This is a genomic window from Serratia sp. 22278, from assembly GCF_052045405.1.
Taxonomy (GTDB): Bacteria; Pseudomonadota; Gammaproteobacteria; order Enterobacterales; family Enterobacteriaceae; genus Serratia; species Serratia marcescens.
This window is the reverse complement of record NZ_JBQEOW010000003.1, coordinates 248,508-266,588: the sequence shown is the minus strand read 5'-3', so window position 1 is coordinate 266,588 and position 18,081 is coordinate 248,508. Positions and strand designations below refer to the sequence as shown.

Sequence of the window (18,081 nt, the reverse complement as noted above, 5' to 3'; positions counted from 1 at the left end):
AATCTGCCGCAGGATGTCACCTTTTAGTCCGGAGAACCTTCCTGCCCCTGCTTTATTTCAAACCGGCCGCTTCGTCAATCAAACTCGCCACCTCATCGGCATGGGAAACCAGCGAGGCATGGCTGGCATTCAGCACCATCACTTTCTTAGCCTGCAGCCGCTGCGCCATGCGCCGCTGATTCTCCGGCGCTATCATGCGATCGTCGCTGGAAAGTTGATACCATGACGGCTTATGTTTCCAGGCGGGTTCGCCGATGGTGTTGCCAAAGGTATCAGCCAGCGGAGCCTTCTGCGCCACCGCCATCACCAACGCCTCGTCGCCGGTCAGATCCTGGCAAAAGCTTTCGTGAAACTTGTCGGTTTTAATCCACAGATAACCGTCGCTGTCCGGGGCCAGATTCTCGACTGCCGCAGGAGGATGCGCTTGCGTAATACCGCCGGCACTTTCACCGGCATCCGGCGCAAATGCGGCGATGTAGACCAGGCCAACCACGTTAGGCTGGTTGCCCATTTCCGTGATCACGGCACCGCCGTAAGAGTGCCCGACCAACAATACCGGCCCCGCTTGCTGCGCGACCATCTTGCGCGTACGTTCCGCATCCTCAGCCAGCGACGTCAACGGCATTTCCACCGCATGAATCGCCGTATATCCCCTGCGCGACAACTCGATGATGACCTTACTCCAGTGCGCGGCGCCGCCCCAGAATCCGTGTACCAGCACGATAGTTGGTTTTGTGCTCATTGCCGACTCCTTCATCTCATAGGAAAGCGCCGCAGGCAGATGAACGGCCCCTTAAGGGGCGGGCCTGGCTGCCTTCGACGCCACGCGGTCCCTATTTTATATAGTCAGACTCATGGCGTTCAGCAATAGCGACGACGAGTTAACGCCCCCGATTTTCCACCGCCGCCACGGCTTATCGAAGCGGCTTACGCCGCAAGGCCGGGAAAAAAAAGGATTAAAACTAGGATTTTTACCCATACCGATCTAAAATTTCGCGCAAAAACAAAGAGAAGTAAATTTGGTCCACCGGGAAAAGGAATGAAGTTGTGAAGGAAATGATCTCCATCGTTTTTATGGCATGCCTGCTGGCGCTGCTGTTTTCGTGGCTGTTCGTCTACGGTCTTAACATTCATTAACCCCGTAACGACAACCATCCCCCTCCCAGGCGGGCAAGCGGCGCATCGCGACTGATGCGCTAAAACCGGCACCTGAAGGGTTCACGTACCGTCAAAACCCGACGCCACCTCACCTTAGACTTGCTGTTCGCAAATACATCATTAGTTTTTATGAGTCATAACCCCACCGCGTTTCCCCCCTTCACCGACTCTTTTACTGCTCAGCGGAGTTCACCCCAGAAGGAAGACTTGCCTGACGCAAAATGTTACCGGTAACTATGCTGTTGATTTCTTTTGGCAATAAACGCAAAGCCGCTAATAACCCTACGTTCTTTATAGAAATAAATTATGCATACTTATGGATAAAGGTTTGAATAAAGGGCCTTTGGTCATTGATTATCCCCGGCCAAGCTCCTAGAATTCGCGCGTAAAAATACAACTGGGATCGGGTTTCATGTCGCCGCTGTGGGTTGCAACGCAATACTGTTATTTTATTGGTCTGTTAGTTTCTATGGTTTTCACCTACCTGGTTAGCCGGGACACCGTCAAAATTCGCTGCATCAGCGCACTGACCATCGGGTTAACCTGGCCGTTGAGCCTGCCGGTGGTGTTGCTGTTTTCGCTGTTCTAACGCCCCAATGTCGCGCGGTGGCTTTTAAACAGTCATGTTAATGAAAAGAGGCTGACCACCGGCGTCATGGTTTTTGGCGTGGGATAAAAAAGTGCCAGCGCAAGGCTGGCATGAAAATTGGAAGCAATGTGAGCAATGTCGTGCCGGATCGGGGGGCACAGAAGGAGACAACCCTTTTCCCCTCACCGGCGAATCAAATGATAATACGTCTCATTATTGAATGTAAAGTCATTTCCCTACGCAACTTTTCCCCTTTGGGAAACTATCAGCCGCGCGGCGATCGCCAGCGCTGATACAATCGCCCCGCCCCCCACACCAGCAGCCAGAGCAAAGCATTCAACCCCAACCACAGCATCAGCAAGTAGAAGAAAGTCTGATAACCGGGTATGCCCCGATCGGCCAAAAACGGGTTGAAGTGAAAAAATTTGACGATCGCGAACGGATTAAGATTGAAACGGTTGAACACGGCCGCTGTCAGCAACGGTGGCAACAGCGTATAAAACGCCAGGCTGAACAGCAGCAGGATTTTTGTGCCCGAAGTGTTTTTATAATCTTTCATATCAATAAATTATATCTATCATCATAGTGCAAAAACCGCCAGGCATTCGTACGCCAATCGACCCCGCGGGCGCTAAAGAGTTCCAGGCCAACGCGGAAATAAAGCCGATCCCGCGTTTAATTGTCATTTAGCGCTCGGGTGATATATACCCTGTGGATTTTAAATTACGATGTCGCCGCGCCGTCTTCAACCACAGCGTTTACATGGCATCATCAGGAGGCATTAATGAAACCGGACGCACTCTCCCTGCCGCCGAACCCGAAAAAGCTCAAGGTCATCTACGGCTGGTACATTTATGTGATCTATATCCTGCTGGTTTTCAATATTTATATGGCGGTCTACAACGTCTGCGTTCGGCACCCGATCGAGGCTCCGCTGTTGTCGCTGTTTCACAGCCTGTTTCTCGCGTTGATGCTGCAGCAGGTGCTCAAGAAGAACGTCGTTTTCGCCTGGATCTTGCTGAGCTATTTTATTCTGATGCGCCTGTATTACGCCAATGTGCTGCATGTTGAGTTCACGCTGGTGAGCCGTTGCCTGGTGCTGCTGATTCTGACGCTGCTGCTGACCGGCGCCGTGGCCGTCGGGCAACTGGCCACGCCGCCGCAGCGGCATGACTGGCTGGCGCGGCTGGGCTGGCGGCAATGGGGAGCGCTCACCGCGCTGGCGGCCATCCTGACGCCGCTGATTACCACCGACTATCTGGGATAAACTGGGGCTATTTGGGAATATGAGGTTCGGAAATGTCTACGACACGGCATATTTTGGTGTAGTTACCCGCCTTCTCACAGATCTTGTCCGTGACGAACATGCTAAGGTAGCCCAGCAACAGCAAGTAGCCGGCCATGCACAGAATAAAGATAAGCGTTCTCACCGATAGCGACCAACCTGACAAGAGTATCACGAGCATCATAACCTGAACGAGGCGCTTTAAAAGGATTTCATGTGCGCACCGGCCGCATCGGCACACGTTCTGTAGTAACATTAAGCCACCACGCCCACCACCGGAAACGCCGATGCACCATCTGATGTTAGACATTGAAACCCTGGATATAAAACCCAGCGCCGTCATTCTGGTGGTTGCGGCGGTGTTTTTCGATCCCCGAACCGGGGAACTGGGCGCCGAATTCGAAGCCGCCGTCAGCAGCCAGAAAGACCAACCGGGCCGAACCATCAGCCTTGACACGGTCGCCTGGTGGGCGAAACAGTCCGATGAAGCGCGCAAGCAGGCCTTCGGCGGCACCGAGAGCCTGAAGCGCGTGCTGAGCAGCCTTAGCCGCTTCATCCATATGAACAGCACCGACACGGTGAAAGTCTGGGGCAACGGCAAAGAGTTCGACTGCGCGATCCTCGAACACGCCTTCCAGCAGCTGGAAATGCCCTGCCCGTGGAAATTCTGGGATACCCAGGACGTGCGCACGGTGATCACGTTGGCGGAACTGCACGGCTTTAACCCGAAAAAGGCCCGCCCGTTCGAAGGTATGCCGCATCGGGCGCTGGATGATGCTCGCCACCAGGCCCGTTATGTGGCCGATACCGTCTCGGCGCTCTATTACCGCCAGGGGGCGCAGCGCTGACCCGCTTTGCCCCTTTTCATTTGCCGCCAGAGTCTCTACTCTAGCCCTCTTTGTCACTCGGACGTGCCTTTCCTGTTATGCAAAAGTTTCTGTTTATGCTTCTCAGCCTGGTGCTGCTCGGCCCATTAGGCATCGATCTTTATCTGCCGACTATTCCCGCTATTGCCGTCGGTCTGGGCAGCAGCGAAGCGCTGATCCAATCCACCATATCGCTATTTATTCTGGTGCTTGGCCTCGGCCAGGTCATTGCCGGCCCACTGGTGGACAACTATGGCCGCAAACCGGTGGCGCTGGCCGGCATTATCCTCTACATGATCGGCGCCGCGATGGCGGCGCTGGCCACCAGCCCGACGATTTTCATCGCTTCGCGTCTGCTGCAAGGGGTGGCGGTTTGCTGCACCGCCGTCGTCGCCTTCAGCGGCGTGCGCGATCGCCTGAATGGCGACGACGCCGCCCGCGCTTTCGGCTTTCTTAACGGCACGCTGAACATCATCCCGGCGCTGGCGCCGCTGCTCGGCGGCCTGCTCGCCGAAGCCTTCGGCTGGCGCGCTCCCTTCTGGTTCCTGGTCGGCTACGCGCTGCTGGTGTTGGCGCTCATCGCGCTGCGCCTGCCGGAAACTCGCCCTGCCGACACCGTGCCGGTCAAGGGGTTGCCAGTGCGTCAATACGCGCGCATCCTCAGCGAACGGCGTTTTCTCTCCTTTGCGGTGGTGAACTCCGGGGCGATGGGCATGGCGCTGACCTACGTTTCTCTGGCACCGAACGTGCTGATGGGCACCGCTGGCCTGACACCGCTGCAATTCTCGCTGGTGTTCGGCGCCAACGGTTTCTGGATCATGCTGGTCAGCTTCTTCGCCAACCGCATCATCCACAAGGTCGGCCGCCCGGTTTGTCTGGCGACCGGCGGCATTTTGATGGGGCTGGGCTGTCTGGGTCTGCTGCTGGGCGTCATGCTGCTGCCCGCGACGGCGCAAGCGCACTGGCTGGCGTATATGCTGCCAGTCGCCAGCGCCTGCGCCGGATTGGCATTCGTGATGGGCCCGGCCACCAGCTACGCGTTGGAACCCTACTCCAATGAGGCCGGCGTCGCGTCCGCGCTGGTCGGTTTCGTGCAGATGGCGGGCGGCGCCGCGCTGGGTCTGGTGGCGATGGCGTTGCCGCTGCAACCCAAGCTGTCGCTGGCGCTGGTGATGCTGGCGGGCTGCCTGCTGGCGCTGCACGCGCGGCGGCTCAGCAAGCAGATTAAAGGGCAGATCAGAAAAGTCGCCTGAGCCCCGGCTCAGGCTTCGGTGGCGACCGGCACTCGCGCCGCTAAAGCCGACAGCAGCTCATAGCCTAACGTCCCTGCCGCCGTGGCCACCTCATCCACCGGCAGACGTTTCCCCCACAGCTCCACTTCGGCGCCCAGTTCGACTTGCGGACAGGGTGTCAGATCCACCGCCAGCATATCCATCGATATCGTTCCCAGGGTGCGCGTCAGCACGCCGTCAACCCATACCGGCGTACCGGTCGGCGCATGACGCGGATAGCCGTCGGCGTAACCGCAGGCCACCACACCGATACGCTGTGCGCCTGCGGCGCTGTAACGGCCACCGTAACCCACACGATCGCCAGACTTCAGTTGCTGAATGCCGATGATTTCACTGCTCAGCGTCATCGCCGGCTGCAGCCCCGTCGCCGCAACGTCATTCCAGCAACCGCTCGGCGAAGCGCCATAGAGAACGATCCCAGGACGGACCCAGCTGCCGTGGGTCGAAGGGTGCCACAGCGTGGCGGCCGAGTTGGCCAGGCAGCGCGGCAGCGGTATATCGGTAGCCGCCGCCTCGATGGTAGCCATTTGCCGGGTCACGCCTTCAGGGCCGTCGGCGGTGGCGAAGTGGCTCATCAGCGTAAGCTCGGCAATGTTGGCTACCGCCTGCGCCCTGCGCCACACCTCATGCAGCCGCTCGGGTGCGAACCCCAGCCGATTCATGCCACTGTTCACTTTCAGATAGACATTGAGCGGCGCGTTCAGCGTGGCGTCGGCGATCGCCGCCAGCTGCCAGTCGCTGTGCACCGCCGTCGTCAGGCGATAACGGTCGAGCAACGCCAGATCCTGCGGCTGGAAGAAGCCTTCCAACAACAGGATAGGCCCTTGCCAACCCGACTCGCGCAGCAGCACCGCTTCGGCCAGATCCAGCATGGCGAAGCCGTCGGTTTGCGCCATGCTGCGCCAAACGTGTTTGATGCCGTGGCCATAGGCGTTAGCCTTGACCACCGCCCAGATTTTGGCGCCGGGGGCGAAACGGCGCACCACCTGCAGGTTATTTTCAATCGCGCCGAGATGCATCGTGGCGGTTATGGGACGGGGCATCGCTTCTCCTTGGGGCAGCGTACGGCGGCCACGCGCGCCTGCGCGTGGCCGGGAAAGTCTATGACAGCGTCGACGATTAACGTGCGGGATGCACGTCGTTCAGCGGAACCGCGTGTTGCTGACGAAACCCGGCGCTGTAACGCGCCACCGCCAGGTCATCGGAAGGGATCGCCGGCGTAATGCCGGACATCAGATCGGACAACAACTGCCCGGAGCCACAGGCCATCGTCCAGCCCAACGTGCCATGTCCGGTATTGAGATACAGGTTCTTCAGCGAGGTGCGGCCGACAATTGGCGTGCCGTCCGGCGTCATCGGCCGCAGGCCGGTCCAGAACGTCGCCTCTTCCACTCGGCCGCCGTTCGGGTAGAGATCGCGCACCACCATTTCCAGCGTTTCGCGCCGTTTTTGCTCCAGCTGCGTATTGAAACCGACGATCTCCGCCATGCCGCCAACGCGAATGCGCTGGTCGAAGCGTGTGATGGCGATTTTATACGTCTCATCCAATACCGTAGAGAACGGCGCCGCCGCTTCGTCGGTGATAGGAATGGTCAACGAATAGCCCTTCAGCGGGTAAACCGGAATGGACACCAGGCCGCGCAGCAGCGCCGTGGAGTACGAGCCGAACGCCACCACATAGCTGTCGGCCTTGAACACTTCCTCGCCGCACTGCACGCCGGCGATCTTGTCGCCCTCCACCAGCAGACGATCGACGCTGCGGTTGAACAGGAAAGTGACGCCCGCCTGCTCTGCCATCTTCGCCAACTGTTGCGTAAACAGCTGGCAATCGCCGGTTTCGTCGTTCGGCAACTGCAGGCCGCCGGTCAGCTTGTGCGCCACCTGCGCTAGCGCCGGCTCGACGCTGCCGAGTTGGCCGGCTTCCAGCAATCTGTAAGGCACGCCGGCATCTTCCAATACCGCAATGTCTTTCGCGGCGTTTTCGAACTGTTGTTGAGTGCGGAACAGCTGCAGCGTGCCGCCCTGGCGACCTTCGTACTGGATGCCGGTTTCCTGACGCAGCGCCTTGATACAATCGCGGCTGTATTCCGCCAGACGCACCATGCGGCCTTTGTTGGTCATGTAGTGTTCGGTGTTGCAGTTCTTCAACATCTGCCACATCCAGCTCAGTTGGAAGCTGCTGCCGTCGAGGCGGATGGCCAACGGCGCATGGCGCTGGAACATCCACTTGATGGCCTTCAGCGGCACGCCCGGTGCCGCCCAAGGTGCGGCATAACCCGGTGAAATCTGCCCGGCGTTCGCCGCGCTGGTTTCCAGTGCGGGGCCTGGCTGACGATCGATCACCGTCACCTCATGCCCCGCCTTCGCCAAATACCAGGCACTGGCTACGCCCACCACTCCACTACCTAAAATTACCACTCGCATCGCTGACTCCAGCTCAAGGCTTCACAAAGCATAATCTTCTGCTCACAGGAAATTAACTCAGTGAAAAAATCCGTCCAACAACTTCGTCATCAAACGTGACAATATTCACAATTAATTTATCGTCGATGAGCCGTGCATTTGCAATAGCCGTCTGCAAATAGCGATAAGATGCGGTTTAGAGGGGATTATGGCGTCATACCGCCACTGAATTGACATCAACGCTATCAATGATAGCACTCAAAAAAGGCGTGATAAGTAACATTGATTTAACAGAATATAAAAATACCAGCCAACAATTAAACAGAATAAAAACCCAATAAAATAAAAAATACCAACATAACAAACAAAGAGAGCCTCCTCCCTCCGCAGCAGAAAAATCGCGCAAAATTTCAGCTGCCGTTAACCTTGCTTTCACTACTGGAATAAAACACCCGAGCCCTTAGCCCGCCCGCTTATGTTGAACGCTGTAGCACGATATGAACGTTAAAGCCAGAAGCAGCGCCTAAAGTTCACACTATCGCTATTGTGGAGAACGCCTTATGTTCATCGCCATTTACCAGTTTTCAGTCAAACCCGGACACGAACACGCCTTTCGCCAGGCTTGGCTAGCGTTGACCCAAGGCATCTATCTGCAGCGCGGCAGCCTCGGCTCGCGCCTGCATCGGGATATGGGCGGGCAGTTTATCGGCTATGCGCAATGGCCAAGCCGAGTCGCATGGGAAAGCGCCGGTGATATTCAATTGGATGAACGCTACCGGCAAGCCCGGGAACGAATGCGTGCGACCTTGTTGGCAGATAAAACGCTATTTGAAATGGAAGTGACGGACGATTACCTGCAAATCAGACCGTTTGACTGAGCACAAGCCCACACAGGCGGGCTTGTGGTTGCGGGAGCGAGCAGCATCAATGATGCAGCATCTCATCCACGACTTCTTTGGTTTGCAGTTGGAATGGGTAGTAAGTCGGCCAGTTATCCATCTCTTTCAGCAACGCTTCCTGCGACGTGTTGCCCATAAAGATATGGAAATGCGCCGATTTGCGCGGGCCGATAATGTGATCGCTGAACTGCACGAATTTCGGCACCAGGCTGCCGGCATCCTGGCATTCAAACAGATAACGCACGCCCTTTTTACCGGAAACATACGTCAGGATCTTATGCCCGGCGTACTTATACTGACAGGCGCTGGATTGGTCACCGCGGTGAAATTCCATGACGCCGTTTTCAATGCCGATGGTATCTACATCGGTGGCGTACCCTTTGCGGTAATACGCCTTCACTTCGGCGAAGGTCTTGCGCTTGTCCTGTGCCGCTTTCTTCTTGAACACCGGGTCAAGATCCCCATTGAGCAGATAGGGATACACGGATTGCCACACCCCCTCCCAATCCGCCAGGTTGCGATCTTTGACGTCCTTATCGTCGAATACACCCGCCTCCGCCTTTTTTTCCACCTCCGTCAGCGGCTTGCCGTGTGAATGATGCCCATGGGCGCACGCCTGCCCGCTGATAAACAGCGCGGCCAGCGCCACCGCCAGTTTGCCAAAATGCCTCGCCAAAATGCGCTCCTTGTCCGTTACCATGAAAATTAAAAGTTACAATATAACATAACAATTTTCAATCCTTGTCGTGCAACAGGCATTGTGTTGCGCCCCCCTGCCGCAGGGTTATACTCGAAGAGGGAATGCGGTGCCGCGCCGCCTTCTGCCGGGACGGGTGCCGGATCGACCGCCGTTCGCTCCTTTGCGTACCGGCATTTTTATTTCACTGATTTGCAATGGTTAATTATGACTTGAACTATGCTTGTTACAGGGTCTGCCGTTTGAGCAAGACCCGTGAATAATGAGGGTGCGCTGATGACTACTTCAACACATGAAAAGGTTAAGGATGATAAACGTCTGAGCGATGGACCGGACTGGACGTTCGAACTGCTGCAGGTGTATTTGGAGCAGATTGACCGCGTCGCCAAGCATTACCGACTCGACACTTACCCCCATCAGATCGAGGTGATCACCTCCGAGCAGATGATGGACGCCTATTCGAGCGTCGGCATGCCGATCAACTATACCCATTGGTCCTTCGGCAAGAAGTTCATCGAAACCGAACAGCGCTACAAACAGGGCCAGCAAGGGCTGGCGTATGAAATCGTCATCAACTCCAATCCCTGCATCGCCTACCTGATGGAGGAAAACACCATCACCATGCAGGCGCTGGTGATGGCGCACGCCTGCTATGGCCACAACTCGTTCTTCAAGAATAACTATCTGTTCCGCAGCTGGACCGACGCCAGCTCCATCGTCGATTATCTGCTGTTCGCCCGCCACTACATCAGCCAATGCGAAGAGCGCTACGGCGTCGATGAAGTGGAGCGACTGCTGGACTCCTGCCACGCGCTGATGAACTATGGGGTCGACAGGTACAAGCGCCCGCAGAAAATCTCCCTGGTGGAAGAGAAAGCGCGCCAGAAAAGCCGCGAAGAGTATCTGCAAAGCCAGGTGAATACGTTATGGAAGACCTTGCCACGCGTCGAACGTGAAGAGTCGCCGGAGCAGGCGCGCCGGTATCCGAGCGAACCGCAGGAAAATATCCTCTATTTTATCGAAAAGAATGCACCGCTGTTGGAACCCTGGCAGCGTGAGGTGTTGCGCATCGTGCGCAAAGTCAGCCAGTATTTCTACCCGCAAAAGCAGACTCAGGTGATGAACGAGGGTTGGGCCACCTTCTGGCATTACACCATCCTCAACCATCTGTACGACGAGGGCCGAGTGACAGAGCGGTTTATGCTGGAGTTTTTGCACAGCCACACCAACGTGGTGTATCAGCCGCCGTACAACAGCCCGTACTATAACGGCATCAACCCTTATGCGCTGGGCTTCGCCATGTTCCAGGACATCAAGCGCATCTGCCAATCGCCGACCGAAGAAGACCGCTACTGGTTCCCGGACATCGCCGGAAAAGACTGGCTGGAGACATTGCACTTCGCCATGCGCGACTTCAAGGACGAGAGCTTTATCAGCCAGTTCCTGTCACCCAAAGTGATGCGTGATTTCCGGTTGTTCACCGTGCTGGACGACGATCGCAACAACTATCTGGAGATTGCCGCGATCCATAACGAAGCCGGTTACCGGGCGATCCGCCAGGAGCTGTCGGCGCAATACAACCTGAGCAACCATGAGCCGAACATTCAGATCTGGAACGTGGATCTGCGCGGTGACCGCTCGCTGACATTGCGTTACATCCCGCAGGAACGCGCGCCACTGGATAAGAGCCGCCGCGACGTGTTGAAGCACCTGCATCGCCTGTGGGGCTTCGACGTGATCCTCGAGCAGCAAAATGAAGACGGCAGTGTAGAGTTGCTCGATCGCTGCCCGCCGCGGCCTACGCCGCTGTAACCGCCGCAACGACAAAGGGCGCCAAAATGGCGCCCTTTCTTTTTCATTGACTCGCGATTAACGGCGCGCTTCGGTCAGATCGCTCGGCATGGTGCCCTGCATGCTCTGCCAAATCGCCCCGCTGTCCTTACCGTAGTTGCGCACGGTGTCCATCACCTGGTCGTACAGCTTCTCATGGCACAGCGTGGACAGCTTGCTGTAGAAGGTCAGCGCCAGCTTGCGCGCTTCCGGGTTGGAGAAGTAGTAACGGCCCACGCGGGTGTACAGCCCTTTCAGACCGTTGAAGATCAGGCCGTAGATCGGATTGCCGGAAGCGAACGCCAGACCGCGGAAGATCTCGTAATCGAGCAGATTGAAAGCGTCCGCCTGATCTTCAACCTCGGCGGCCTTCGCCAACACTTCCTGGGCCTGCTCCGGATGATTGCGCACCGCGGCGCGAATAAAGATCGACGCGATATTGGTGCGCACGGACAGCAGGTTATCGATCAGCTGAGGGACGCTTTTGTGATCGAGACGAGCCACCGTCTCAAGGATATTGAGGCCGGACGTTTCCCAAAAATTGTTCACTTTGGTCGGTTTGCCATGCTGAATGGTCAACCAGCCATCGCGGGCCAGACGTTGCAACACTTCACGTAACGTGGTGCGCGTGACGCCAATCAACTCCGAAAGCTCACGCTCCGCGGGCAAAATAGAGCCAGGGGGGAAGCGATTATTCCAAATACTCTCAATAATGTACTCTTCCGCGAAACCGGCAGGACTCTGCGCCTTTATGACCATGTGTTTGACGTTCCGTTGCGACGATAAAATCAGTAAAAGTAATCAGCTCATCATACCAGATCGTGCTGACATGACATAGCGTGAGCGAAAAACAATAAACGAAAGTGTGCATAACGTGGCAAAAAACGAGCAAAAATACCGGTCGGAGGAATTTTCCCATGGTAAAACAAGCTCAGGTTGCGCACGCCCCCACCGCATTGTTAGGGTACGTGCTACGACTGATTGAAGGATGCATAGAGCACAATGGAAACAACCCTGCGTAGCGCCCTGCTCAAAAATTTTCTGGGGCAATCTCCCGACTGGTACAAACTGACCATTCTCATTTTTCTGGCGATCAACCCCCTGGTGTTCTTTTTCGCCAGCCCGTTTATCGCGGGTTGGCTGCTGGTGGCCGAGTTCATCTTTACCCTCGCGATGGCGCTGAAATGCTACCCGCTGCTGCCGGGCGGCCTGCTGGCGCTCGAGGCCGTGGCCATCGGCATGACCAGCCCGGTGCAGGTTTCGCAGGAAATCGAACATAATCTGGACGTGTTGCTGCTGCTGATCTTTATGGTGGCCGGCATCTACTTTATGAAGCAGCTGCTGCTGTTTGTGTTCACCAAGCTGCTGCTCAACATCCGTTCGAAAACCCTGCTGTCGCTGGCGTTCTGCCTGGCCGCCGCCTTCCTTTCCGCCTTCCTCGACGCGCTGACGGTCGTGGCGGTAGTGATCAGCGTGGCCACCGGCTTCTATTCCATCTATCACAACGTGACGTCAAACCGCCCTGACGGCGACATTGGCGATGACAGCGATTTTACCGGCGAAGAGCGCAAACAGACGCTGGAGCAATTCCGCGCCTTTCTGCGCAGCCTGCTGATGCACGCCGGCGTCGGCACCGCGCTCGGCGGGGTCATGACCATGGTGGGCGAGCCGCAAAACCTGATCATCGCCAAAAACGCGGGCTGGGGTTTTATCGATTTCTTCCTGCGTATGGCGCCGGTCACGCTGCCGGTGTTGGTGTGCGGCCTGCTGGTGTGTTGGCTGGTAGAACGTTTTCACCTGTTTGGCTACGGCGCGCAGCTACCGGAAGCGGTGCGCGACGTGCTGAAAGAGTATGACCGCAAGGCCACTGCGGGCCGTAGCAAACAAGAACGGCTCAAACTGGTGATGCAGGCGCTGATCGGCGTTTGGCTGGTGCTGGCGCTGGCCTTCCACCTGGCTGAAGTGGGGCTGATTGGCCTGTCGGTGATCGTCCTCGCCACCTCCCTGTGCGGCGTGAACGACGAGCACGCCATCGGCAAAGCGTTCCAGGAAGCGCTGCCGTTCACCGCGCTGCTGACGGTGTTTTTCACCGTGGTCGCGGTCATCATCGAGCAGCACCTGTTCAGCCCGGTGATCCAGTTTGTGCTGCGCGCCGAGCCCGCCTCTCAGCTTTCGCTGTTCTACCTGTTCAACGGCCTGCTGTCGTCGGTTTCCGACAACGTCTTCGTCGGCACGGTTTACATCAACGAGGCGCGCACCGCGCTGGAAACCGGCGCGATCGGGCTGAAGCAGTTCGAGCTGCTGGCGGTCGCCATCAATACCGGTACCAACCTGCCATCGGTCGCCACCCCTAACGGACAGGCGGCGTTTCTGTTCCTGCTGACGTCGGCATTGGCGCCGCTGGTGCGTTTGTCGTATGGCCGCATGGTATGGATGGCCCTGCCTTATACGGTGGTGCTGACGGTAGTTGGCCTGCTGTGCGTCCAGTTCACCTTGGAACCGGCGACCGAGCTGTTGACGCAGTGGCATTGGCTGACGCTGCCGTCCATCGACGCCGTCGGCCACTGAGACGGCGCCGGCAGGGTGAACCGACTATTTTTACGCTGAATCCGGCCCAGGTGGCTGGCAGCGAAGAGGAATTGGTTTACACTGCCGGTTCAATTGCTTACTGCATGGAAGAATCTAGATATGTTGCAATTCTTTAACCGCTGTTCACAAGGACGCGGCGCCTGGCTGCTGATGGCCCTGACAGCGTTGGTGTTGGAACTGGTCGCGCTCTATTTCCAGCACGTTATGCTGCTGCAGCCGTGCGTGATGTGCATTTACGAGCGTTGCGCGCTGTTCGGCATCCTCGGCGCCTCGCTGGTGGGCGCCATCGCGCCGAAAACTCCGCTGCGCTACGCGGCGATCTTGCTGTGGATCTACAGCGCCTGGGAAGGCGTACAGCTGGCGTGGAAGCACACCATGATCCAGTTGCATCCTTCGCCATTCAATACCTGCGATTTCTTCGTCAGCTTCCCGTCCTGGCTGCCGCTGGACAAATGGCTGCCGGCGGTGTTCCACGCTTCCGGTGACTGCTCCGTGCGTCAATGGCAATTCCTGACGTTGGAAATGCCGCAATGGTTGGTCGGCATCTTCGGCGCCTATCTGCTGGTGGCGCTGATTGTGCTGATCGCGCAGTTTGTTCGCCCACGCCGCCGCGACCTGTTCGGCCGCTGATCGGCAAACAAACAAAAAACGGCGCCGGAAGGCGCCGTTTTTTTAGGTATTGCTGCCACATTCCGAGATAAAGCCACCTCAGGTATGTGTAAGGAAGTAAACGAGCACGATCAGCGCTCCAGCTACGGCAAACAGGCGGATCATTTTCATTGTTATACTCTCGAACTTGCGGGAGAGCGGCCAAATTACCCAACTTATCGTTTAAAAAGAAGCATCCCGGCACAATTAAGCGCGTAATTTACATAACATTAAACTTCTGCGATATCGGCGACTAAAAACTGGCCGCTCAGGCTCATTCCTTTCAGCCTTCGAGCATCAATAAATTACCGTTACTTATGAACGACTGCACCTTTGTCACATTCAGAGCACAATATTTTGGTGAAGTTTACCCATAAAATCCTTATAGTATCGGCAAAGTGAGTACTACCGATTTCCCTGGTGTTGTTGTGTGTCTTGCCCCTCATCTTTGCAGGGGCTTTTTTCCCCCTCCTCCCCCGCACAAACCCTTACCATCCTTAAATAAATTGTTGGAATTTGCCTCTATCCGGCAGCAAGCATCAACGCCATTCGCGCACTAAAGATTAAAATCGTTCGTGATGCTTTCCCTATGCTAAATGACGTGTTGACTTTCACCCTTTCTTCCTGTGAGCCAGGTTTTGGCTGACTACAGCACATCATATGACATCAAGGACACGATACTATGCCGGATACCACATTGCCCCCTTCGTCTCAGCGCCCCTTCCTGCGGCGCATGCTGCTCAAAGCCGGGAAAAAATTCCTGCGCTGGAACGGCGAATTTCAGACTCGCCATTCGCTCATCTCCACCACGCCGCGGATCGGCAATCATGAATTCCATTGGGTGACGGCGCTGGAAGCCCGTTGGCCGGCCATTCGCGAGGAGTTGGATCGGTTACTGGAGCACCCGGAGGACATCCCCGCGTTCCATCAAATATCACCGGATCAGAAACGCATCTCTAAAGGAGATAACTGGAAAACCTTCGGGCTGTTTGTCTACGGGCAACGGGTTGATGAAAACTGCGCCATCTGCCCGCGCACAGCAGAGGCGGTCAGCGAGATCCCGGGCATGCGCACCGCCATGTTTTCAATCCTCAAACCGCACTATCACATCGTGCCCCACAAGGGCCCGACGCGAGCCGTCGTGCGCGCGCATCTGGGATTGATCGTGCCAAAGGATCGGGACAAGCTCTGGATCCGCGTTGACGACCAAATCCTGCACTGGGATGAAGGCAAGGTGATTTTGTTTGATGATTCTTATGAACACGAGGTCCGCAATGATACCGACGAGCTGCGCGCGGTGTTGTTTCTCGATATCGACCGGCCAATGGACAAAGTGGGCACGGCGGTGAATAAACTGCTGTTCAGCCTGATCAAAGCCAGCCCGTATGTGAAGCAGCCGCTGAAAAATCTGGCCAACTGGCATCGCCGAGATAAAAAAGCGTGAAGCAAGAGTCTCACGCGCGTGAGCTCAATAGCCAAGAGGGCGGAATGTCTTAACACGCCGCCCTCTGGCATTAAAACTCGTGTTGCCGAGCAACATCTGTCAAGGTATCCGCGTTATCTGGCCCAGTCCGGCTTGTTGAGGATATGATCCTGCCAGTCCACCACTTCACTCTCGCGCACTGCGATATGCCGCACCGTGATGCGCTCGCCGTGCATCGCCGCTTTGGAGCCGCTGATCAGCGGGTGCCAGGGGAACAGCGGCTTGCCTTCGCCAATCAGACGATAGGCGCAGGTAGGCGGCAGCCAATCGAAGGTGGTGAGATTTTCGCGCGTCAGTTTGATGCAGTCTTCTTCCAGCTCGAAGCGCCGCTCGTAGTTGCGGCATTGGCAGGATTTGATGTTGAGCTGGTTGCAGGCTACGTTGGTAAAATAAATCTCGTCGGTATCTTCGTCGATCAGCTTATTCAAACAGCATTGCCCGCACCCGTCGCACAGCGATTCCCACTCTTGTTCTGACATTTCCGCCAGCGTTTTCTGTTGCCAAAAAGCGAGTTGTGACATGTTAGCGTCCGGTTTCGGTAAATGGATAAGTCACCTGCGCGCAGGTTCGAGGGGGGACTATATAGACATTTTAGCCACAAGATGCAAGCTTTGCCGCCGACGATGCCGGCGGCAAGGAGAAATCAGATCACCCGGGTGCTGAGCGTTTTGCCGTTCAGGCTGATTTTCAGCATGTCGCCGGAAGCCATCGGGCCCACGCCCTGCGGCGTGCCGGTCAGGATGATGTCGCCGGCGCGCAGCGTGAAGAAGCGGCTCATGTAGCTGATAAGCGGCAGGATTGGCGTGATCATGTCGCGCGTATTGCCCTGCTGGCGCAATTGATCGTTGACGGTCAACGACAGCTCGGCGTTTTGCGGATCGCCGAATTCCGCCACCGGGATAAATCCCGACATCGGGCAGGAACCGTCGAAGGCCTTGGCCTTTTCCCACGGCTGACCGGCCTTTTTAAAGCCCGCTTGCAGATCGCGCAGCGTCAGATCGAGCGCCACACCGTAACCGGCGATCGCCCGCGCAACGCGATCTTCGTTAGCCTGTTTCAACGGCGTGCCGATCAGCACCGCCAGCTCGACCTCATGGTGCACTGAACCGAACTCTTTGGGGATAGCCACCGGCTGGCGGATATCGCACAACGCCGTTTCCGGTTTGATAAACACCACCGGTTCGACGGACACCGCGCTGCCCATTTCCTTGATGTGATCGGCGTAGTTGCTGCCGACGCAGACCACCTTGTTCACCGGGAAATCGAGCAGCGAACCCTGCCAGTCTCTATGTTGATACATACCGCTTCTCCCAAACTGTAGAGGCTTGGCGCGCCAAGCCGATTATTGGTGTGCCGGATCAATGCCCGATCGCGTCTGCCATCATACCCACGGCGAGAGCGAAATAGTAAGAGCGATTCCAGTGCATGAGGGTGCGGAAATTATCATAGACCAGGAACGTCCGCCCCTGCAGATCATCCGGCGCGATAATCCAACCGCGCTGCACGGCATGCGGCAACGCACTGCCATCCGCGCGGCGCACGCCGCGTTTTTGCCAGTCGTTGACGCTGCGCGCCTGCGCGTCTTTCAGGCCCAGTTCGGCCCGGTTGAAACCGGCGGGCAATTTGACCTCGCGCCCCCAACCGATGCCGGGCTGCCAACCCTCTTTGGACAGATAGCTGGCTGTAGACGCGAAAACGTCGTCAATGTTGCTCCAGATATCGATGCGCCCGTCGCCGTCGCCATCCGCCGCGTAGCGCAAGAAGGAGCTCGGCATAAACTGGCATTGCCCCATCGCGCCGGCCCAGGAGCCTTTCAGCGGCGTATCGCCGACGTGCCCCTGCTCGACTATCTGCAGCGCCGCCATCAGTTCCTGGCTGAAAAAAGCTTCACGGCGCCCTTCAAACGCCAAGGTCGCCAGCGCAGACACCACGTCTTCCCGCCCCTGAATCTTGCCGTAGGCGCTCTCCATCCCCCACAGCGCGATGATATAACGCCCTGGCACCCGATAGCGCTCGCTGGCCCGCAACCATTGCGCATGGCGCTGCCGATACCGTTCTCGCCCCTGGCGCACCTTGGCGGGCGACATCACCCGCCGCAGGTAATCGTCCAGGGTGATCTTCTGCTCCGGCTGATTGCGATCGGCCTTGATCACTCGATCGACGAAGTGGATTTGCGCAAACGCGCGATCAAGAGTCGCCTGACTGATGCCCTGTTCCCGCGCCCGGCGCTTAAGTTGATCGACATACGCCGGGAACTGCGCCGGATCGCGGCCGCTCGCCGCCAGCGTCGTCTCCTGCGCCGCCTGCGATGCGCCGGGCATCAGCACTCCGCCCAGCGCCAA

The 18,081-nt window shown here is 57.1% G+C and carries 18 protein-coding genes; 9 read left to right on the top strand and 9 right to left on the bottom strand.

The genetic code is table 11. From position 1 onward, the window contains the following. Positions 1 to 52 precede the first annotated feature (52 nt). Complete coding sequence (locus ACTJJ6_RS08655) at positions 53 to 742, bottom strand: alpha/beta hydrolase (RefSeq protein ID WP_016927470.1); 690 nt, start codon at positions 740 to 742, stop codon at positions 53 to 55. A gap of 828 nt (positions 743 to 1,570) precedes the next feature. Between ACTJJ6_RS08655 and ACTJJ6_RS08650 the strand changes: the two genes are divergently transcribed. Next, positions 1,571 to 1,747 (top strand): GhoT/OrtT family toxin, encoded by a 177-nt coding sequence (locus tag ACTJJ6_RS08650; protein ID WP_015378105.1) that lies wholly within the window; start codon positions 1,571 to 1,573, stop codon positions 1,745 to 1,747. Between the two features lie 265 nt (positions 1,748 to 2,012). Here the strand turns inward: ACTJJ6_RS08650 and ACTJJ6_RS08645 are convergent, their stop codons facing one another. Further along, a complete protein-coding gene (locus ACTJJ6_RS08645) occupies positions 2,013 to 2,306 on the bottom strand; it encodes a hypothetical protein (RefSeq protein WP_016927468.1) in 294 nt (97 codons plus the stop codon). Between the two features lie 225 nt (positions 2,307 to 2,531). Between ACTJJ6_RS08645 and ACTJJ6_RS08640 the strand changes: the two genes are divergently transcribed. The 3 genes from ACTJJ6_RS08640 (at position 2,532) to ACTJJ6_RS08630 (ending at position 5,151) form a co-directional block, all read left to right on the top strand. Then, entirely contained in the window at positions 2,532 to 3,014 is a 483-nt protein-coding gene (locus tag ACTJJ6_RS08640) for a hypothetical protein (RefSeq protein ID WP_033640110.1), read from the top strand. 305 nt (positions 3,015 to 3,319) lie between these two features. Further along, positions 3,320 to 3,880: a 3'-5' exonuclease gene (locus ACTJJ6_RS08635; protein ID WP_004932251.1), complete on the top strand. Its 561-nt coding sequence runs from the start codon at positions 3,320 to 3,322 to the stop codon at positions 3,878 to 3,880. Between the two features lie 77 nt (positions 3,881 to 3,957). Beyond that, positions 3,958 to 5,151 carry a multidrug effflux MFS transporter gene (locus ACTJJ6_RS08630; RefSeq protein ID WP_016927465.1) on the top strand — a complete coding sequence of 398 codons (1,194 nt, stop codon included), beginning with the start codon at positions 3,958 to 3,960 and terminating at the stop codon, positions 5,149 to 5,151. Between the two features lie 8 nt (positions 5,152 to 5,159). On the opposite strand, the gene dadX is transcribed toward ACTJJ6_RS08630, so the two are convergent. After that, positions 5,160 to 6,233 (bottom strand): catabolic alanine racemase DadX, encoded by a 1,074-nt coding sequence (gene dadX / locus ACTJJ6_RS08625; protein ID WP_240429956.1) that lies wholly within the window; start codon positions 6,231 to 6,233, stop codon positions 5,160 to 5,162. A gap of 76 nt (positions 6,234 to 6,309) precedes the next feature. Further along, positions 6,310 to 7,614: a D-amino acid dehydrogenase gene (locus tag ACTJJ6_RS08620; protein ID WP_028127472.1), complete on the bottom strand. Its 1,305-nt coding sequence runs from the start codon at positions 7,612 to 7,614 to the stop codon at positions 6,310 to 6,312. Between the two features lie 539 nt (positions 7,615 to 8,153). Here ACTJJ6_RS08620 and ACTJJ6_RS08615 point away from each other — a divergent pair. Further along, positions 8,154 to 8,471, top strand: coding sequence for an antibiotic biosynthesis monooxygenase family protein (locus ACTJJ6_RS08615; RefSeq protein WP_016927462.1), 318 nt, complete (start codon positions 8,154 to 8,156; stop codon positions 8,469 to 8,471). Between the two features lie 46 nt (positions 8,472 to 8,517). On the opposite strand, the gene zinT is transcribed toward ACTJJ6_RS08615, so the two are convergent. Next, complete coding sequence (gene zinT / locus ACTJJ6_RS08610; RefSeq protein ID WP_440802540.1) at positions 8,518 to 9,168, bottom strand: metal-binding protein ZinT; 651 nt, start codon at positions 9,166 to 9,168, stop codon at positions 8,518 to 8,520. A gap of 297 nt (positions 9,169 to 9,465) precedes the next feature. Here zinT and ACTJJ6_RS08605 point away from each other — a divergent pair, with 297 nt between their 5' ends. Continuing rightward, positions 9,466 to 11,001: a SpoVR family protein gene (locus ACTJJ6_RS08605; protein ID WP_016927460.1), complete on the top strand. Its 1,536-nt coding sequence runs from the start codon at positions 9,466 to 9,468 to the stop codon at positions 10,999 to 11,001. 57 nt (positions 11,002 to 11,058) lie between these two features. On the opposite strand, the gene fadR is transcribed toward ACTJJ6_RS08605, so the two are convergent. Further along, on the bottom strand, positions 11,059 to 11,778 hold the full coding sequence (gene fadR / locus ACTJJ6_RS08600; RefSeq protein ID WP_025303107.1) for a fatty acid metabolism transcriptional regulator FadR: 720 nt from the start codon (positions 11,776 to 11,778) through the stop codon (positions 11,059 to 11,061). Positions 11,779 to 12,021: 243 nt separating this feature from the next. Between fadR and nhaB the strand changes: the two genes are divergently transcribed. The 3 genes from nhaB to ACTJJ6_RS08585 all read left to right on the top strand — a co-directional run bounded on the left by nhaB (position 12,022) and on the right by ACTJJ6_RS08585 (position 15,700). Beyond that, a complete protein-coding gene (gene nhaB / locus ACTJJ6_RS08595) occupies positions 12,022 to 13,587 on the top strand; it encodes a sodium/proton antiporter NhaB (protein WP_049298923.1) in 1,566 nt (521 codons plus the stop codon). 120 nt (positions 13,588 to 13,707) lie between these two features. Continuing rightward, positions 13,708 to 14,238 (top strand): disulfide bond formation protein DsbB, encoded by a 531-nt coding sequence (gene dsbB, locus ACTJJ6_RS08590; RefSeq protein ID WP_004932277.1) that lies wholly within the window; start codon positions 13,708 to 13,710, stop codon positions 14,236 to 14,238. A 700-nt stretch (positions 14,239 to 14,938) separates the two neighbouring features. Then, positions 14,939 to 15,700 (top strand): aspartyl/asparaginyl beta-hydroxylase domain-containing protein, encoded by a 762-nt coding sequence (locus ACTJJ6_RS08585; RefSeq protein WP_015378119.1) that lies wholly within the window; start codon positions 14,939 to 14,941, stop codon positions 15,698 to 15,700. 113 nt (positions 15,701 to 15,813) lie between these two features. On the opposite strand, the gene ACTJJ6_RS08580 is transcribed toward ACTJJ6_RS08585, so the two are convergent. The 3 genes from ACTJJ6_RS08580 to ACTJJ6_RS08570 all read right to left on the bottom strand — a co-directional run bounded on the left by ACTJJ6_RS08580 (position 15,814) and on the right by ACTJJ6_RS08570 (position 18,060). Next, the gene (locus ACTJJ6_RS08580; RefSeq protein ID WP_004932284.1) at positions 15,814 to 16,260 is read right to left on the bottom strand and encodes a YcgN family cysteine cluster protein; all 447 of its coding nucleotides are present in this window, start codon (positions 16,258 to 16,260) and stop codon (positions 15,814 to 15,816) included. A 122-nt stretch (positions 16,261 to 16,382) separates the two neighbouring features. Continuing rightward, the gene (locus ACTJJ6_RS08575) at positions 16,383 to 17,039 is read right to left on the bottom strand and encodes a fumarylacetoacetate hydrolase family protein (RefSeq protein ID WP_025159804.1); all 657 of its coding nucleotides are present in this window, start codon (positions 17,037 to 17,039) and stop codon (positions 16,383 to 16,385) included. Between the two features lie 58 nt (positions 17,040 to 17,097). Continuing rightward, positions 17,098 to 18,060, bottom strand: a complete 963-nt coding sequence (locus ACTJJ6_RS08570) for a lytic murein transglycosylase (RefSeq protein ID WP_440802618.1) — start codon at positions 18,058 to 18,060, stop codon at positions 17,098 to 17,100. Positions 18,061 to 18,081 lie beyond the last annotated feature (21 nt).

Coding starts and splice junctions, on each gene's coding strand:
- ACTJJ6_RS08645 (WP_016927468.1), bottom strand. CDS start 2,306: ATGAAAGATTATAAAAACACTTCGGGCACAAAAATCCTGCTGCTGTTC.
- ACTJJ6_RS08620 (WP_028127472.1), bottom strand. CDS start 7,614: ATGCGAGTGGTAATTTTAGGTAGTGGAGTGGTGGGCGTAGCCAGTGCC.
- ACTJJ6_RS08585 (WP_015378119.1), top strand. CDS start 14,939: ATGCCGGATACCACATTGCCCCCTTCGTCTCAGCGCCCCTTCCTGCGG.
- ACTJJ6_RS08655 (WP_016927470.1), bottom strand. CDS start 742: ATGAGCACAAAACCAACTATCGTGCTGGTACACGGATTCTGGGGCGGC.
- ACTJJ6_RS08650 (WP_015378105.1), top strand. CDS start 1,571: ATGTCGCCGCTGTGGGTTGCAACGCAATACTGTTATTTTATTGGTCTG.
- dsbB (WP_004932277.1), top strand. CDS start 13,708: ATGTTGCAATTCTTTAACCGCTGTTCACAAGGACGCGGCGCCTGGCTG.
- ACTJJ6_RS08580 (WP_004932284.1), bottom strand. CDS start 16,260: ATGTCACAACTCGCTTTTTGGCAACAGAAAACGCTGGCGGAAATGTCA.
- ACTJJ6_RS08640 (WP_033640110.1), top strand. CDS start 2,532: ATGAAACCGGACGCACTCTCCCTGCCGCCGAACCCGAAAAAGCTCAAG.
- ACTJJ6_RS08570 (WP_440802618.1), bottom strand. CDS start 18,060: ATGCCCGGCGCATCGCAGGCGGCGCAGGAGACGACGCTGGCGGCGAGC.
- nhaB (WP_049298923.1), top strand. CDS start 12,022: ATGGAAACAACCCTGCGTAGCGCCCTGCTCAAAAATTTTCTGGGGCAA.
- ACTJJ6_RS08575 (WP_025159804.1), bottom strand. CDS start 17,039: ATGTATCAACATAGAGACTGGCAGGGTTCGCTGCTCGATTTCCCGGTG.
- dadX (WP_240429956.1), bottom strand. CDS start 6,233: ATGCCCCGTCCCATAACCGCCACGATGCATCTCGGCGCGATTGAAAAT.
- ACTJJ6_RS08605 (WP_016927460.1), top strand. CDS start 9,466: ATGACTACTTCAACACATGAAAAGGTTAAGGATGATAAACGTCTGAGC.
- fadR (WP_025303107.1), bottom strand. CDS start 11,778: ATGGTCATAAAGGCGCAGAGTCCTGCCGGTTTCGCGGAAGAGTACATT.
- ACTJJ6_RS08630 (WP_016927465.1), top strand. CDS start 3,958: ATGCAAAAGTTTCTGTTTATGCTTCTCAGCCTGGTGCTGCTCGGCCCA.
- ACTJJ6_RS08635 (WP_004932251.1), top strand. CDS start 3,320: ATGCACCATCTGATGTTAGACATTGAAACCCTGGATATAAAACCCAGC.
- ACTJJ6_RS08615 (WP_016927462.1), top strand. CDS start 8,154: ATGTTCATCGCCATTTACCAGTTTTCAGTCAAACCCGGACACGAACAC.